Annotated in this window: 12 protein-coding genes; 2 read left to right on the top strand and 10 right to left on the bottom strand. The window is 52.4% G+C overall.

Annotated features, from left to right (window positions below; genetic code table 11):
• Window positions 1-77 precede the first annotated feature (77 nt).
• From R50912_RS12790 to sbnA, 5 genes are all read right to left on the bottom strand, one after another.
• Window positions 78-1,184: a GerAB/ArcD/ProY family transporter gene (locus R50912_RS12790; protein WP_042235276.1), complete on the bottom strand. Its 1,107-nt coding sequence runs from the start codon at window positions 1,182-1,184 to the stop codon at window positions 78-80.
• Window positions 1,181-2,443 (bottom strand): Ger(x)C family spore germination protein, encoded by a 1,263-nt coding sequence (locus R50912_RS12785; RefSeq protein WP_042235274.1) that lies wholly within the window; start codon window positions 2,441-2,443, stop codon window positions 1,181-1,183. The genes R50912_RS12790 and R50912_RS12785 overlap by 4 nt, the downstream gene beginning before the upstream one ends.
• Window positions 2,444-2,467: 24 nt before the next feature.
• Window positions 2,468-3,979: a spore germination protein gene (locus R50912_RS12780; RefSeq protein ID WP_042235272.1), complete on the bottom strand. Its 1,512-nt coding sequence runs from the start codon at window positions 3,977-3,979 to the stop codon at window positions 2,468-2,470.
• A 74-nt stretch (window positions 3,980-4,053) separates the two neighbouring features.
• Window positions 4,054-5,019: an ornithine cyclodeaminase gene (locus R50912_RS12775; RefSeq protein WP_042235270.1), complete on the bottom strand. Its 966-nt coding sequence runs from the start codon at window positions 5,017-5,019 to the stop codon at window positions 4,054-4,056.
• Window positions 5,020-5,039: 20 nt separating this feature from the next.
• Entirely contained in the window at window positions 5,040-7,343 is a 2,304-nt protein-coding gene (sbnA, locus tag R50912_RS36350; protein ID WP_331281914.1) for a 2,3-diaminopropionate biosynthesis protein SbnA, read from the bottom strand.
• Between the two features lie 73 nt (window positions 7,344-7,416).
• Here sbnA and R50912_RS12760 point away from each other — a divergent pair, with 73 nt between their 5' ends.
• The gene (locus tag R50912_RS12760) at window positions 7,417-8,259 is read left to right on the top strand and encodes a YheC/YheD family protein (RefSeq protein WP_042235269.1); all 843 of its coding nucleotides are present in this window, start codon (window positions 7,417-7,419) and stop codon (window positions 8,257-8,259) included.
• A 46-nt stretch (window positions 8,260-8,305) separates the two neighbouring features.
• On the opposite strand, the gene R50912_RS12755 is transcribed toward R50912_RS12760, so the two are convergent.
• The 5 genes from R50912_RS12755 to R50912_RS12735 form a co-directional block, all read right to left on the bottom strand.
• Window positions 8,306-9,013, bottom strand: a complete 708-nt coding sequence (locus R50912_RS12755) for a response regulator transcription factor (protein ID WP_042235267.1) — start codon at window positions 9,011-9,013, stop codon at window positions 8,306-8,308.
• A complete protein-coding gene (locus tag R50912_RS12750; protein ID WP_042235265.1) occupies window positions 8,988-10,754 on the bottom strand; it encodes a sensor histidine kinase in 1,767 nt (588 codons plus the stop codon). The genes R50912_RS12755 and R50912_RS12750 overlap by 26 nt, the downstream gene beginning before the upstream one ends.
• A gap of 96 nt (window positions 10,755-10,850) precedes the next feature.
• The gene (locus R50912_RS12745) at window positions 10,851-12,422 is read right to left on the bottom strand and encodes an extracellular solute-binding protein (RefSeq protein WP_052416272.1); all 1,572 of its coding nucleotides are present in this window, start codon (window positions 12,420-12,422) and stop codon (window positions 10,851-10,853) included.
• Between the two features lie 33 nt (window positions 12,423-12,455).
• Window positions 12,456-13,337, bottom strand: coding sequence for a carbohydrate ABC transporter permease (locus R50912_RS12740; RefSeq protein WP_042235263.1), 882 nt, complete (start codon window positions 13,335-13,337; stop codon window positions 12,456-12,458).
• A 17-nt stretch (window positions 13,338-13,354) separates the two neighbouring features.
• Window positions 13,355-14,338, bottom strand: a complete 984-nt coding sequence (locus R50912_RS12735; protein WP_042235261.1) for an ABC transporter permease — start codon at window positions 14,336-14,338, stop codon at window positions 13,355-13,357.
• A 211-nt stretch (window positions 14,339-14,549) separates the two neighbouring features.
• Between R50912_RS12735 and R50912_RS12730 the strand changes: the two genes are divergently transcribed.
• Window positions 14,550-15,386: a helix-turn-helix domain-containing protein gene (locus tag R50912_RS12730; protein WP_042235259.1), complete on the top strand. Its 837-nt coding sequence runs from the start codon at window positions 14,550-14,552 to the stop codon at window positions 15,384-15,386.
• The last annotated feature ends 287 nt before the right edge of the window (window positions 15,387-15,673 follow it).

The raw sequence follows: 15,673 nt of genomic DNA, 5'->3' as shown, positions 1-15,673 counted from the left end.
AAACAAAAAAGTCGCAAATTTCGCGACTTTGTTCAAGCTTGTTGGATTTTTCTGCGTTTTTCTCATTCGCAGTAAGATTAGCGCCGGATATCGGTATGAAAGTTTGCTTTCACAGCCGAAACCAGCCACAGGAATAGCGGAATTCCGATCATATTCACAGGCAGCACATAACGGATCCATACTCCCTTCAGCAGCAGCCCGGCCGGAGGATTCAGAATGATCACCAGCATGGTGAGGATGAACGAGACTGCGGCTACGATCAGGGATATTTTTTTCCAGCTGCCGGTCTTGCCGGTCCACTGGGCCACGCCATAGCTGGTAATGAACATATAGATGGACAGCTTGACGAATATGCAGACCAGCCACACCGCCATCACAAATATATCCATATTCTGAATAAACTCCATCAGATAGACCAGCTTGACCATCTCAAAAAAAGGAAATTGCAGCCGACCGCTTACAGCCGGACCAAAGGTCATAATGACCCACAATACGCCAAACAGCAGCACTACCGAGGATAAGGCTACTCCCAGCAGCACCGCCTTGCGGGTTCCTTTGCCGGGATGCTCCACAAAGGGAAACAGCATCATGAGCAGAACGGATTCGCCCAGCAGCGAGACCGGTGCCAGGGCTCCTTGCAGGATTGGTCCCGGTCCGGTATCTGCATATACAGGCAGCAGCATCGGCGCATTGAGATTATTGACAGTGAGCGCAAAGGTGAGCGCAAGAATAATCATCAGAATCGGCCCCCACAGCTCACTGACCCTGCCGATGGCTTCAATGCCTCCATGGTAGACCGTGTATATAACTACGGCCAGCATCGTTCCGATGACTACCCAGGCCGGTGTTTTATAGAGAACACTCAAGCGTATGAACAAGAATTCATCGCGCAGAATGAGACCGATCACCCAGAACCATTGGAGAATGAACGGAATGACAATCAGCTTGCCGCCCCATTTTCCCAGAATAGTCACACTGTACTCTATCAAGGTCTGCCGGGGATACCGGGAGCTGAGCTTGGACGCAACATAGGTAATGACCAGACCCGCGCCTCCAGCCAGAATATAGGAGATCCAGGCGTCCTGCTTGGCATAAAGAATTGTTGCTGTCATCGAAATCAGCAGGTTGATCCCGATTTCCATCATCATGATCATCCAGAACAGCTGCCGGTTGTTGATCTTCATTTCCCTTCACCGCCGTCTCTCGTTGGCAGCAGCGATTGTCCTGTCAGGCCTGTCCCGGTGAGGTCCAGCTTAACCGTAATGTCCATATCAATATCCGGAAAGATCGTATCCCAATCCGCAGCAAGCTTCTTCCACTGATAGGGATGGCGGTGATGAATCGTATCTCCGAATCCGAAGATATCGCATTTGAAATCCTTCTGCACTTTGGTTAAGACTTTCTTAATCCTCGCTTCAAGGTATTGATTCATCCGGACTTCGACCTTTTGCACATTGTCCGGCTTGGAGAGGTTCAGCGGTGAATTATTCTCTTCTATGAACCCCTTTCCCTCAAGCAGAATCCGGAATTTGGGCAGAGCTCCGGTCATAACCGGTGTAATTTGACTCTTGAAGGTGTCCACATTAATGCTCACGGTCTTGCCCCTGGTTGCTCCAGAGAGGGCATCCGCTGCCGCTCCCCCCGGCTTGTCTGCATCAATAGAGTTGATAATTGTAGTGAAATTCCGGAAGGCCAGCTGGTTCGTAATCCAGAGTCTGACCCAGAATTCATCATAATTCAGATATCCCGCCAGCTTCAGCTTCTCATTAAAAACAGCCGCCCCGTATAAGCTCAAGGTCGTCTGCGGCGGGCTGTCCTCCGGTGTCTTCTTGTCCGTATTTACTTCCGGAGTTTCAATCGAGAGTGCAGGCATGACGCCGCAACCGGTGCCATTGGCCATGATGAAGAAGTCCAGCAGTGAGCGGCTGATGGGTGCCCCGCTTTTCTCCTGAATCTTCTGCACGGCAATTGCCGGATTGGCTTCAAGCTGATAAGCAATGCTCATCGCCTCCTGAGCAGTCCCGCCCTTGACAACAAAAATATTCGACCGCGGGCGGACCATAGGGCTTCGGCCATATTCGTCCATGATGGAGAAGACCCCCTTCTCCGCCAGCTTCTCCCCGATGAAGATATTCCGCCGGTGTCCCGGAAACAGTACCCGCGAAAGCTTTCTCTGCATATTCTGTTCGGCATCCCTGTTGTTCTTGCCGAAGGCACTTTCGGTCATGAACCCGGATGTGCTGCTCTGTCCTCCGCTTTCCTGACCGCCTGATTTGGATACCAGCGGCAGCACAAGATTGGCCGTAGCCAGATATTCTCCGTTCTCCATCAAGTCCATGCCCCAGCCCAGGACAATCGCCTGGTCGTTCAATTCCTGACGGTCCCAGCAGCCGGTCAGAATCAGGGATAAGGCGAGGAATACAGAGCTTATTTTCCTGAACATATGCCCCCGTCCCTTCCCTGCCGGTTATTTGGTGCGTTTGGGGAACCGCTCAGTCTTGCCATTGGTCAGCCATGGCATCAGCCTGCGCATCTTATATTTGGGTGCACGTACAAGCACATCATTCAGATTCTCCATAGACAGCGGCGCATAAGGCGCCATATAAGGTATCCCAAACGGCTTCAGCGTCACCATATGCACCGAAAGCATAATCAGAAACAATACAATTCCATAGAAGCCGAGAATTCCGGCTGCGATGAGCAGAGGAAACCGGAGCATCCGGTAGGCAGCTCCCAGGTTATACAGCGGAAAAGCAAAAGAAGCGATCCCCGTCAGAGACACAATGATTACCATGGGTGTAGATATGATTCCCGCAGCTACTACCGCTTGTCCAATGACAAGGGCTCCGGCAATACTCACCGCAGGCCCTACCTGCTGGGGCAGCCTGATTCCCGCTTCACGCAGACCCTCGAAGATAAACTCCATAATCAGAGCCTCAAACACTGCCGGAAGTGGAACGCCTTCTCTGGCAAAGGCAATACTGACCACGAGCGGTGTAGGCACGACCTGCAGATGGTAAGTGGTCAATGCCACGTAAAGGGAAGGCAATAAAAGTGAAGTATGGACGAAGGTATATCTGATCCAGCGCACAAAGGTGGCATACATAAATCTGTCGGTATAATCATCTACAGCCTGAAGCCCGGACCAATAGGTCATTGGAACGATGAGCACAAACGGCGTGTTGTCCGTAATAATAATAACCTTGCCTTCCAGCAGGCTGGAGACCGCCACATCGGGCCGCTCGGTATTCTGAATCTGGGGAAAAGGCGAGAACACGTTATCCTCAATGTATTCTTCGATATTGCTGGAATGAATGATCCCGTCAATTTGGATTTTTTGCAGACGGGCTCTCACTTCCTTGATCAGGCTCTCCTTGACGATCCCTTCCATATAGCCGATTACAACATCCGTTTCCGTGATACTGCCGAGTGTCATACTTTCCAGCTTCAGCTTGGAGGAGCGGATACGCCGCCGGAGGAGGGAGGTATTGGTCCGCAGCGTTTCCATGAATGCATCCCGCGGCCCGCGGACGACCTTCTCCGAGGTAGCCTCCTCAATCGAACGTTTCTCCATCTTGATCAGGCTGGCCACCATCGCAAAAGCATTGCCCTCTGTGAAAATAACCGTCTCCCCGCGCAGAACAGCCTGGATGACTTCCTTCGTATCATAGACTATGCGGATTTGCAGCGTCGGAATAAAGACCTCTTTCAGCTCTGCCTCTCTGCCTTCATTGACCTTAGTGCTTCTGCGGAAATGCTCCAGCAGCGGCTGCAGCACAAATTCATCCACGGCATGCGTATCGCACATCCCGTCCACATAGATCAGTGTTGCCCGGTTGGTCCCGTCAATGCTGCAATTCCGGTACATAATATCTGAGCAGCCCAGAAACTCCAGCTCCATCCGTTCTACGTTGAACGCAAGATCCGGATACAATCTCTCTGGCTCATTATGCTCTTTGGCTGTTTGTTGTTGTTCCATGCGGCATCCATCCCCCTCCTGTTGGTATTTGCTGGAGGGGACGAAATTATGCATAGATCCAGGACATTCACCGTTTAAGCCAGCTCAGTCCCAATCCCCATTTCTCTCGCCTTTTTAACATAATGCACTGCCACAGCGATATCAAAAACAGCCATGCCCATCGGACAGAAGAGGATTGGATCATCGGCGGCGAATGTACTGAGACTGCGGCGGCAGACGACATCGGCAAGCGTCTGTGTTCCGGAACGGGTCAGCCCCTGTTCCAGGTGAAGCTGCTCGATATCCGTATTCTCCCGGCATACTTCCTCCCAGTCGTCGACGATGATCGCTTTCAGTGAAGCCAGCGCCTCCGGCTTGTAATCACGCAGTGAAACATTCAGCAGCAGCATGCCTTTGGCGGGGAGAAGATCAATATACCGGTGATCGGACACTGTACAGGTGATAAGAATATTAGAATGCAAGTAGACATCCGCCCACGTCTCTGCCACTTCCATCCGCTCCATGTAGGGAGATGGAATTCCTGACAAGTCTGCTCCCCGTATATCGTAGATACGAACCCGTTCAATCCGGTCTCCGAACAGAGCCATAGCCATCTGACAATGATATTGCCCGATAGGCCCCCAGCCGATAATGCCAAGCTGAATCCGCTCCATTGAACGGCTCTGCAGCACATGACGGATCATCAGCCCGCTGACAGAAGCCGTTCTGACGATGCTGGGAAGCGGCGAGTTCAGAATAGCTGAGGGCTGGCCCGTACCCTGGTCATTTAATACGATGATACTATGCGCACGCGGGAGACCCGACCTGATATTGTCAGGGAAGCTGGAAATCCATTTGATCCCGGCTGTATTGACATTCCCCCCGGCATAAGCCGGCATGGCAATGATCCGGTTACGGTGATCCTTATACCTCAGGTAGGGCTTTACCGGCTGCACATAATCACCGGAATGGATGAGGTGCACCGCAGCTTCTGCTGATTCTGCAAGAGCAGCCCAATTCAGGCCTACTGCCTGCAGATCCTGGTCATTTAAGTACAGCAACCTGTCTCCTCCTTATGCGGTCATGTTAGGAACTCTTCATCTGCTGGCGGGAGCTGTTGTCCAAACTGGCTCTGAACCCAGGAATCCGAGAATACCGTATCGAGATAACGTTCACCCTTATCATGCAGAATAGCGGCGCAGACAGCTCCGGGAGGGAGCTCCTGCTTCATCTGCCGAATGGCCGCAAGAACTGCCCCGGAGGACGCTCCGGCCAGAACCGATTCCTTCCGCGCAAGCGCCCGGCAGCTCTGAACCATATCGGAATCGGTAACATGCACAATATGGTCAATCAGATCTGTTCTGCAAAAAGGCGGCACAATGCCAGCACCAAGTCCGGGGAACCGCCGTTTCTCCTGATTGCCGCCAAAAATTGCGCTGCCCGCCGCATCAACAGCCACAATCCGGGTCTGCAGCCCGTTGTCCTTCACGTATTCTGCAAGCCCGCGGATCGTCCCGCATGTACTGACAGCGCAGAACAGATAATCCACCTGTCCAAGCTCAGCCACGATCTCTTTCATGGTTGTATGATAATGGGACAGATAATTATTGGGGTTCGCATACTGGTTCGGCCAGTAGCTGCCCGGTACCTCCGCGAGCAGCTGCTGCACTCGCTTCAGTCTGGCCGGCAGAAATTCCCCTGTTTCGGGATCGGGACAGGCAACATAATCGATGGTTGCGTCCAGAGCCCTCAGAATCTGAAGATTCATCTCTGTCGTCCTGGAATCCACAACACTGATGAAGCTCATCCCCAGATATTTGCAGATCATAGCCAGGCTGATCGCCATATTTCCCGAACTTGATTCAATGATGACTGTACCCGGCCCGATGAGCCCTTCCTTCCAAGCCTCCCGGATCATCCACAGTGCCGGACGGTCTTTCGCGCTTCCTCCCGGGTTCATCAGCTCCATCTTCGCGTATACGCTGAACCCGCCTCGCGGAAACATATGGTCCAGCCTGATCAAAGGCGTCTTGCCGATGGCCGACAAGATACCGGTATCCAGGTTCAGCTCTGCCCTGTCATTGACTCCATCCTTCTGATAATACAGCTTCTTGTTCTTCACCTGTCCGGTCTGGAGCTTCCCGCCGTTTGCTGCCAGAATGACCTCAATATCGTCAAGCAGATGATTGCGGATCATCAGTCCGATTTCCGGAATGCATTCCCTGATTTCTTCCCTGATCGCCGGAACTGCGGATGGAACCGCAGATCTGCTCTGGATATACACAGTTAATGCATTATTGCTGACCTGGACCCGGATCATTGCATCCTGGAGATGACGGTAGACCACCTGTTCAATATCGTAGATGCTGATCTTCTCCCCGTGCTTCAGCTCGCGGCCCACCCGTTTGACGATGGACCCGAAGCTCTGCTTCTCCGTCCCGTCTATCTTCACTGTCCTGAAATCCCTGACGACATCATAGGTAACAATACGGATAGCGGGCAGCAGCCTGCGGACAGTTGAGGTAAGCACCAGGATGCCTTCTCCAACTCCCAGAGGGTCCAGCCCTTCCCCTAATGCCTCAGTTCCGATGACTTCCGCAACAATTCCGTCAGCAAAGATATACCGGCCCAGATCATGCGAATAGTACGCGATTGTGCCGATTTCAATAGACCCGTACGTATCGGTAATGTCCTGCGGCTCAAGGCCGAACAGCCGGGCCATATTCCGCTGCCACTCCACTGTTGCGATCTCACCAACTAGAATGATCTTGCGGATTCCGAGCGAACGCGGATCATCAGCAGCATATACGATATGGTCCAGAATAGAGGGCATCGTATACAGCAGGTCGGGCTTAAATGCCTGAATCCGCTCTATATGCTGCTCTATCGGCAGCTCGAAGGGGATTGAGCTGTTGACAAGTCCCAGCCGTTCGAAAATGGACAGCGCCGTATTCGCAGCATGTCCGGTTCCCATATCGGCCAGCGCCCTTGTACATCCGCTTCCTGCAATCAACTCACCGAACAGCTTTGTTTTGATATTGATATAATGGGCGTCATCTTCTTCTGAGTAGACTATAGCCTTGCGCCGGCCTGTACTTGTACCCGATGTCCGGTATACGGCGAGCGAAACATCTGGTGTGCTGCTATAATAATGGGTTTCAAGAATGTCCGCGGTCATCAGGGGAAGATTCTGCAGACTGTAGTTCGTAGTCTCACTGCTAATGATTCCCTTGTACCAGGGGAACTGCCCGATGACTTCAAGTACTTTATCCCGCCAATTGTCCATCAGCATCATGGATGCCTCCTGCTCCGGCTGCATGCCGCAGCCTCTTGGATTCACACCTTCAATAACATATGTAGCAATCTCCAGTTGTGTTCTGCCCATCACGTCTGCCCAATCAAAAGCCTGCTCTCTGCCGTACTATGGCCTATAAGAAGCTACCGGACGGAGGGCTACGATGAAGAAGCAGCAGATCAACCGTATTTCCAATAAACTGACGAAGACAAGAGTACTGGCGGAGAAGCCGGAATTAAAGAGGTATATCCCGGACACAAGAAGAATGAGCCGGAGTGTTCTGCATGCAATGCTGCAGAAATACCAGATGGTATATATTAAGCCCTGCTGCGGCTCCCTTGGCGAGGGGGTTATCCGGGTTGAACAGAGGACACCTACAAGCCGGGGCCGCTCTGGCGGGAGAGCTTCTGTCGTGACGCAAAAATGCACCTACCGCTATCAGGCAGGTACACGGCTGAGCACATTCGCTGATTATGACAAGGCATATCAAGCAATCATGGAGGAGACCGGAGGGAAACCCTATTTAGTACAGAAGGGCATCCATCTTCTGACATACGGCGGGCGGCCGTTTGATATCCGCGTAATGGTGCAGCGCAATCCTAAGGGAAAGTGGGAAGCTACAGGAGCGGCAGGACGCGTCGCGCATCCGCAGAAGGTGGTTACGAATGGAAGTCAGGGCGGGACCATATATCCGGTCGAGGAACTGCTTGGCGTTCACACTAGCCTGAAGAAGCACAGCGCTCTGATCACGCAAATGAACGAACTTGGCGTGAAGTCTGCCATTCAGTTAAGTTCTGCCTATCCGGCGCTGAATGAAATCGGCGTAGATTTCGCCTTAGACCGGCGGCTTAGCCCATGGATTCTGGAAGTGAATACCGCCCCCGATCCCTGCCCGTTCACCAAACTGAAGGACGCCCGTATGCTTGACCAAATGATCAGATACGCCAAAGCCTACGGCCGCACCTATAATCTGAAGTGCATGAAGGCTAAGCGGGGGATGAGATGATAGTATCAATCCCGCATTCCGCTCGCCGCCCCTCCGGGCTAAGGCTTCAATGTGCCTCCCGGTAGGCACCCGGTGTGCTGCCGGTATATTTCTTGAATACTTTATTGAAGTAATGCTTATTCTCATACCCGACCCGGCGGCCGATCTCGCCCACTGGCAGATTGCGGTGGGCACTAAGCAGCTTTTGCGCTTCTTTGATCCGGGTGGCATTCAGATAATTCACAAATGTATCGCCGGTCACCTTTTTGAAGAGGTTGCTGATGTAATTGGGATGAAGCTTCATCAGGTCAGCCAGATGATCAAGAGAGAGGTCGTTCATATAATTCAATTGGGTATACGCAAGAATCTGTTTGGCATGAGGGGGACAGTCCGTGTTGTCTAGGGATGGGAGATCCCTGTTTAATTGCTTCAGCAGATTTGCCATCTCCCCCTTGTCCACCGGCTTCAGCAGGTAGTCAATCACTCCGTATCGGAGTGCCCTGCGAGCGTATTCAAAATCATCATATCCCGTGAGAATAATAAAGCGCTCACATAAACCGTTTTCCTTGGCCTCCTCCATCATTTCAAACCCGTTTTTCTCCGGCATATGCAGATCGGTTACCGTAACATCCGGCATGTATTCCTTCATGATCCCAAGAGCCTCGAAGGCGTCGCCGGCCTCCCGGATTTCGGTTCCGACCGGCGCGGCTGCGCCAATCACCTTGACCAGTCCTCCAAGGATGATCGGCTCATCGTCTACTATTAAGATTCGCATGCTCGCTCGCCGCCCCTTTCGCTATGATAATAGTCAAGCAGGTACCCTTGCCCTCCTCACTCTCCAGAACCAGCCGTGAAGCTCCGCCATAGAACGATTTAATCCGCTCGCTGACGTTATACAGCCCCACGCCTCCTTCCGCCTCCTCCCGGGGCTCCACATCCTCTCCATTGGATAACCGGCTATGGAGCTGCAGCAACCGGTCTTCAGGAATACCTATGCCGCTGTCCGACACACTTATCCTGATCACGTCCTCCGTCTCGGCGGCCTGAATCCGGATATGGACAGGCCGGAGCGTCACGGAGGCTCCATGGATGATGCTATTCTCGACCAGCGGCTGGAGGATGAACCTTGGACAGCTCATTTGCTCGTCAGTCACAGCGATATCGACCTCATAGGTCAGTCTCTTCTGCAGCCGCATTTTATGAATATTGAGGTAGAAGACCACGGTCTCGATCTCTTTGGAGAGGACCGTATGATCCTCTTGGGCGGACAGGCTGTACCGCATAAGTTTGCCGAACCAGTACGAGATTTCAGCCACTTCCTGGTCATTGTTGGATTCCGCCAGCATCCGGATGGTCTCCAGCGTGTTATAGAGGAAATGCGGTTTGATCTGGGCCTGAAGGACTTTGTAAGCGGCTTCCTTATTGCGCAGCTCCGCCCGGTGGACATTGTTGATCAGCTCATCCATACGCAGGAGCATGGAATTATAAGTCTCCGTCAGGAAACTGATCTCATCCTTGCGGCCCGGCTTATCTTCCTTGCTGATCGACTGCTTCAGGTTATCATCATTTAAGTTGCGCATATGCCGGGCGAGCCGGAGGACGCGCTTGGTAATCGTCGAAGCCAGGGTGTAATAAGCAAAAGACAATAACGTCAGAAGAACGGCGAGCGTTGTAATCATCACGATCTCCTGGCTCCTGATCGAACGGAACACCTCGGATACCTTGCCGATCACGGCAACCCGGACACCCAGCTCCTGAATAAACAGCTGGTTGACGATGACCTCACGGTTGATGAAATACGTCTGCGACTCTCCCGATGCCATTCTTGCCCAGGTTGCAGGATCAACCGCCGAGGGGATGCCTTCCCTCTCCGGCAGCTCCCCCTCCGGCGGCAGAAGCATAGCGGTCCAATCTCCTCCGCCTGTCGCCCGGTAGAATTTGCGGATCAGCTCACTGCCGACCCGCAGCTCCAGCAGTCCGACAATCTCGGTAAAGTCATGATTATATATGTTCTGATAGAACACCAGCGGGGGTGCTTCGACCTTGGAGTCGGGGAGTATCCATTTGCCCTGTCCCGGCCGCAGCATACGGGTAGCCCCGGCACCCTGTTCATCCAGCGCCGATAGTTCGAGCAGCCGGTCAGTAATGGGCAGCACGCCCTGCTTGGTTATATAGATTCTGAACGTGTCGATCTCCGGACTGATATTAAGCGATTGCAGAATCACCGGATTGATATAACGGTTATAGGCATATATGCTCTCTGAGTCCGTCTCATAGCTGCCGTCCAGATAGTCAGTGACATACGGGTTGTACTGGAGCATCCGCTGGGTGGAATCGATCCGGGCCAGATCCGCCTTCATATTGGAATAGGCCTGCTCCAGTATCTTCTGACGGCTCTCCACAAACTGTCTGCTTACACTGTCATAGAGCTTGCTGTAATAATAATAGCCGAAGGTAACGACCGGTATAAAAATCAGCAGGATATATCCTAATATCATTTTGCGCACAATGCTCACGGCAGCCTGCCCCCCCGGTGCCCGACTTCTTTTTTCTTATCCTACCATGAACATGTAAAACCCGGTAGAGACAAGTCTCTACCGGTAGGAAGCCGCTTACTTAAATAAATCCTTCTTCTTCTGATAGGTTGTATTCGCCCAGTCGGTGAGCTTCTGCAGCCCTATGTTCTCTGCATTCTTCAGCATATTCTCATAGGCTGCCACTGCCGCCGCCTCCGATTCTGCCAGATAGATCTTGACCTTCTCATTCTTGACCATCTCGTCAATCTTCGTCTTGATGGTCTTCTCCTGTGAATCCGGCTGGGTCTGAATCAGCCCGATCTCCGGCTTATAGACTCTGACGGACTTCAGATCCATCAGCGCCTGCGTCTTCTGCAGCTCAGGAACATAAGACAGCATGCCCTCGGTAACCCCATCGTTATAGAGATACCACCACTTAATCCCGTTGCTGTTCACAAAATCGGCATCGGATGGATTATATTTGAAGTCGGGGTGGCCCTCTTCATTCCAGGTCCAGTGTACCCCTTCGACTCCGAACATCGTCAGCTTCTTACCCTCGTCGCTGGCCAGATACTGGATGAATTTGATGGAGGCCTCCGGGTCCCTATTCTTCTTGGTGATGAAGGTTCCGGAGAAGCCGAGTCCTGAGCTGACTACCTTGGCATCCTTCGACAATACGCTTGGCAGCATCTTGAAGGAGAAGTCCCCCTGATTGCTCTTGATCTTGATGTTATCGGTATCTGCGGTGGATACGGTATGGCTATGGGCGAAGGCTTTGCCGCCCGTAGCATATTGATCATCAATCTGGTCATTAGCCAGTGCGAAATTCTCAGCCAGGATATAGCCATTGCGGTACAGGCTATTCATGAACTTGAAAAATTCCAGCATCTTGGGCTGCCTGATCGCATATTCCACCTTGCCGTCCTGTTCATACCAGCCGTCGAGCAGGGTCTCCGTACCGAACTGGGCCAGGAAATACTGTTCAATCCAGTCCTTATCCATGATCAGCGGGACCATCTCGGGATATTTCTCCTTGACCATGCCCAGCACCTTGACGAAATCATCCAGGGTCTTGATCGGCGGATTCCCCAGCTCCTTCAGAATATCCTCCCGTACCGCGATGCCCGGGTTGCCGTCGCTGCCTAACGAATATTTACTATTCTTCATCTCCTCCTGGGTCGCAAAGGAATTCCGCACGGTATAGAACTTGCCGTCATCCATGGTATGGATGGCAATCCGGGTCTTGTCAATCTTGAAATCCGGCGCATATTTCTCAATCAGCTCATTCCAGGAATAGGACAGCTTCGAGTCTGATAACCGGTCTATATTGGAAGAGGTGAACACCAGGTCCGGCAGGTCACCGGAGGCAATCATCAGCGGAAGCTGCTTATCATCGGTAGCGACTGTAACCTTGAGCTTCACTCCCGTCTTCTCGGTAATCATATCGGCGACCGGGCCCTTCCATTCCGTAACCGGGTACCACGACGCATCAATGAACAGGCTCAATTCCTTCACTTCCGCAGGTTTGGCCGGAGAATTCCCGCCTGCTGCTGCGTCCGGACTGCCGGACGGGGCGATCTGAGCGGCATTTCCTCCGCTGCCGCAGGCGGATAATACGGCAATTGCCAGCGCGGCTACAACCATTTTGAAGCTTCTGCTTTTGTTCAAGCTAATCCCTCCATGATTGAAATTATGAATTGTCTAACCTTTTACCGAACCCAGCATGATGCCATGTACGAAATACTTCTGCAGGAACGGGTACACACAGATAATGGGAACAATGGACACCACCATTGAAGTGACCTGTAAGGAGAAGCTGGTGACACCCGCCGAGACACTGTTGGCTACCGCCAGCGAATCCATAGGAGAATTGCTCTTGTTGATGACCTCCATCATGCGGAAGGCCAGCGTACGCAGCTCCTCGGACTGGACGAAATAAGCTGAATCCAGCCAGGAATTCCATTGCCCAACCCCCATGAACAAGGCCATGGTCGCCAGCACCGGCGTTGAGACCGGCAGGATGATGCGGAAGAATATCGTAAGCTCACCGGCACCGTCTATATGCGCAGACTCTTTTAGCTCAGCAGGAATCTCGCGGAAGAATGAGATCGCAATGAGCAGGAAGAACGTGCTGAGCATGGACGGGACAATGTATACCGCAAAGGAATTCAGCAAGCCTAGTGAACGCAGGACTACATAATAAGGGATCAGTCCGCCGGAGAAGTACATGGCGAATACGATCACTGTGAAATAGACCTTGCTGAATAACAGATCACGATGGGACAGGCCGTAAGCGACAATGCTGGTGAGCAGCAGTCCAAGCAAAGTACCGGAAACCGTCCGCAGTACGGAGACCAGGAACGCCTTCACCCACTTGGGATCATCCATGAACACCCGGTAATTCTCCAGGGTAAAGTTCCGGGGCCACAGATACACACCGCCCAGCAGCGAGTCCGAGCCTTTATTGAAGGAAGCAATTAACACATAATAGAACGGATACAGCATCGTGAGCATAATAACGAACAATACCACATAGATCACGCTGTCAAAAACAAAATCCTTCTGCCGCTGACTCTTCAGCACAGCCTTTCCTCCTCTCTCTAAAAAAGACTTGAGCCTGACACCCGTTTGGCAATATAGTTACTGGAGAATATCAGCGCTACCGAAATCACGGATTGGATTAAATCTATCGCCGCTGCGTAGGAGAACCGCCCGTCGCTTAACCCCACCCTGAATGCGTAGGTCTGGACAATCTCAGAGGTTGGATTATTGATACTGTTGCCGAACAGGTAGGCCTGCTCGAAGTTGGAACCCACCAGTCCGCCACCGAGAATACTTCCGATGGTCAGCACCAGTACAACAACGATGGTCCCCTTCATCCCCGGCAGGGTGATATAACGGATACGAGCCAGCCTTCCGGCACCGTCAATCTCCGCAGCTTCATAGAGGGAAGGACTGATCCCCGATATCGCCGCCAGAAAAATAATCGTCCACCAGCCCATCTCCTTCCACACCGCACTCCCTACCGCCAGCCCCCAAAAGTAATTCGGACTGGTCAGGAAGGCCAGCGGCTCATCCGTGAAGCCCATCGCCATCAGCGCCTTATTGACCACACCGACATCGGCGGACAGGAAGGCATAGGATACGCCAACCACGACGACCCAGGAGATAAAATGCGGCAGATAGCTGATCGTCTGCACCAACCGCTTGAAGGCCATGTGCTTCACTTCATTCAGCATAATCGCCAGCAGAATCGGTGCCGGGAAGGCGAAGATGACCTTCAGCAGACTGAGGACCAGCGTGTTGCGGACCAGCTTGCCGAATTGATAGTCATGTACGAATTCATCGAAATACTTCAGGCCGACCCAGTCGCTCGTGAAGATCCCTTTGATCCCGCCGGAGATGCTGTAATCCTTGAAGGCCATCAGAATACCAAACATTGGCGTATACGCGAAGATCAGCAGATAGATCATGCCAAGCCCGACGAACAAATGCAGGATCTTCTGTTTTTTGAAACGCTTCCATAAAAACAACCGCCGGCTTCCTCCAGTCCCGGGACTCCTAACCTGTGTTTGCAATTCCATATTCGCTCCTCCCTTGTACCTTCAGTTTACCTTCAAGCCCAGGGACGGCGTAAGCCAACATTCTTAAGAAAGCGTTGTCATTTTTACATGCGGTTACGGAAAGGTGCGGTTGTCGATTTGAAGTGCGGTCCCGATTCAAGCGATCTATCTTTATTCGTCAGATTGCTATACCCTAGTAGTATCATACTGTTAAAGGATACGGGTGCTGACTATGAATGCTAAGGAATATGGACTCAGCGAGGGACCGATGGTGAAGGGGAACGGGTATAAGCCTCCAAATCTGCACAGATGGGGACCAGGTGTCCGTGATGTCTATGCCCTGCATTATATCGTAAGCGGCAGGGGGTATTTGAAGACAAGCCAGGCGGTTTATCCTCTGGAGGCCGGAGACAGCTTCATTATTTTCCCGCAGATGGAGGTGTATTATTATCCTGATCCGCAGGACCCGTGGGCGTATTGCTGGATTGAATGTGGTGGTGCGGAGGCCTTGCGGTTATTGGAGATGATTCATATGTCACCGGATCACCCCGTTGCAGCGGCTGCTCCGCAGGACCTCAAGCCCCTGTTCGACAGAGTCGAGGCGAATGCACTGGAGCCGTATGAACGGGAGCGGTCGGATGCCGGACTTCGTCTGTTGCTAACCTATTACATGGAGTATTATCCAAGCGAACAGGCCTCCCTCAAGAAAGACTATGTAGGTTCAGCCAAGGCATATATGGAGAGGAACTTTTGGAAGTCTTCCTTGTCGGTTCTGGATGTCGTGGATTATGTCACAATCGAGCGCAGCTACTTGTTCCGGCTGTTCAAGAAGGAGACGGGCACCTCCATCTCAGGTTATCTGACCGCCTTCCGGATTCAGCGGGCCTGCGAGCTGCTGGGCGAGTCCCGGTTATCTGTTAAATCACTGGCTTATTCGGTCGGCTACCACGACCCGCTGTATTTCTCTAAGATCTTCAAGAAGGTTACTTCTTACACGCCGTCACAGTACAGGAAGGTGTATAGGGAGGGGATTGTACCCCTTCCTCCGGCGGATGGGGGTGGGGGGTGAGATTGGCGGATGCCTTGGTGGGCGCGGGGAAACTTACCTATGCGGGTGAGCGATGTTGGTGCTGGTGCTAAGTTTTTCGCATACATTTGGCCCACACGCCCACGCAGCGTCCAATGTGTTCGGTTTTTCGCTTACATTTGGCCCATCCACCTCAGCACCGCCCAATGTGTTCGGTTTTTCGCTTGCATTTGGCCCACGCGCCCACGCAGCGTCCAATGTGTTCGGTTTTTCGCTTACATTTGGCCCACGCGCCCACGCAGCGTCCAATGTGTTCGGTTTTTCGCTTA

Source organism: Paenibacillus sp. FSL R5-0912 (assembly GCF_000758605.1).
GTDB lineage: Bacteria > Bacillota > Bacilli > Paenibacillales > Paenibacillaceae > Paenibacillus_AQ.
This window is presented reverse-complemented; position numbering and strand designations above follow the sequence as displayed.

Bases quoted from the DNA above. Each gene is read 5' to 3' on its own strand.
- R50912_RS12730 (WP_042235259.1), top strand. From the start codon at position 14,550: ATGAATGCTAAGGAATATGGACTCAGCGAGGGACCGATGGTGAAGGGG.
- sbnA (WP_331281914.1), bottom strand. From the start codon at position 7,343: ATGGGCAGAACACAACTGGAGATTGCTACATATGTTATTGAAGGTGTG.
- R50912_RS12760 (WP_042235269.1), top strand. From the start codon at position 7,417: ATGAAGAAGCAGCAGATCAACCGTATTTCCAATAAACTGACGAAGACA.
- R50912_RS12790 (WP_042235276.1), bottom strand. From the start codon at position 1,184: ATGAAGATCAACAACCGGCAGCTGTTCTGGATGATCATGATGATGGAA.
- R50912_RS12755 (WP_042235267.1), bottom strand. From the start codon at position 9,013: ATGCGAATCTTAATAGTAGACGATGAGCCGATCATCCTTGGAGGACTG.
- R50912_RS12735 (WP_042235261.1), bottom strand. From the start codon at position 14,338: ATGGAATTGCAAACACAGGTTAGGAGTCCCGGGACTGGAGGAAGCCGG.
- R50912_RS12780 (WP_042235272.1), bottom strand. From the start codon at position 3,979: ATGGAACAACAACAAACAGCCAAAGAGCATAATGAGCCAGAGAGATTG.
- R50912_RS12785 (WP_042235274.1), bottom strand. From the start codon at position 2,443: ATGTTCAGGAAAATAAGCTCTGTATTCCTCGCCTTATCCCTGATTCTG.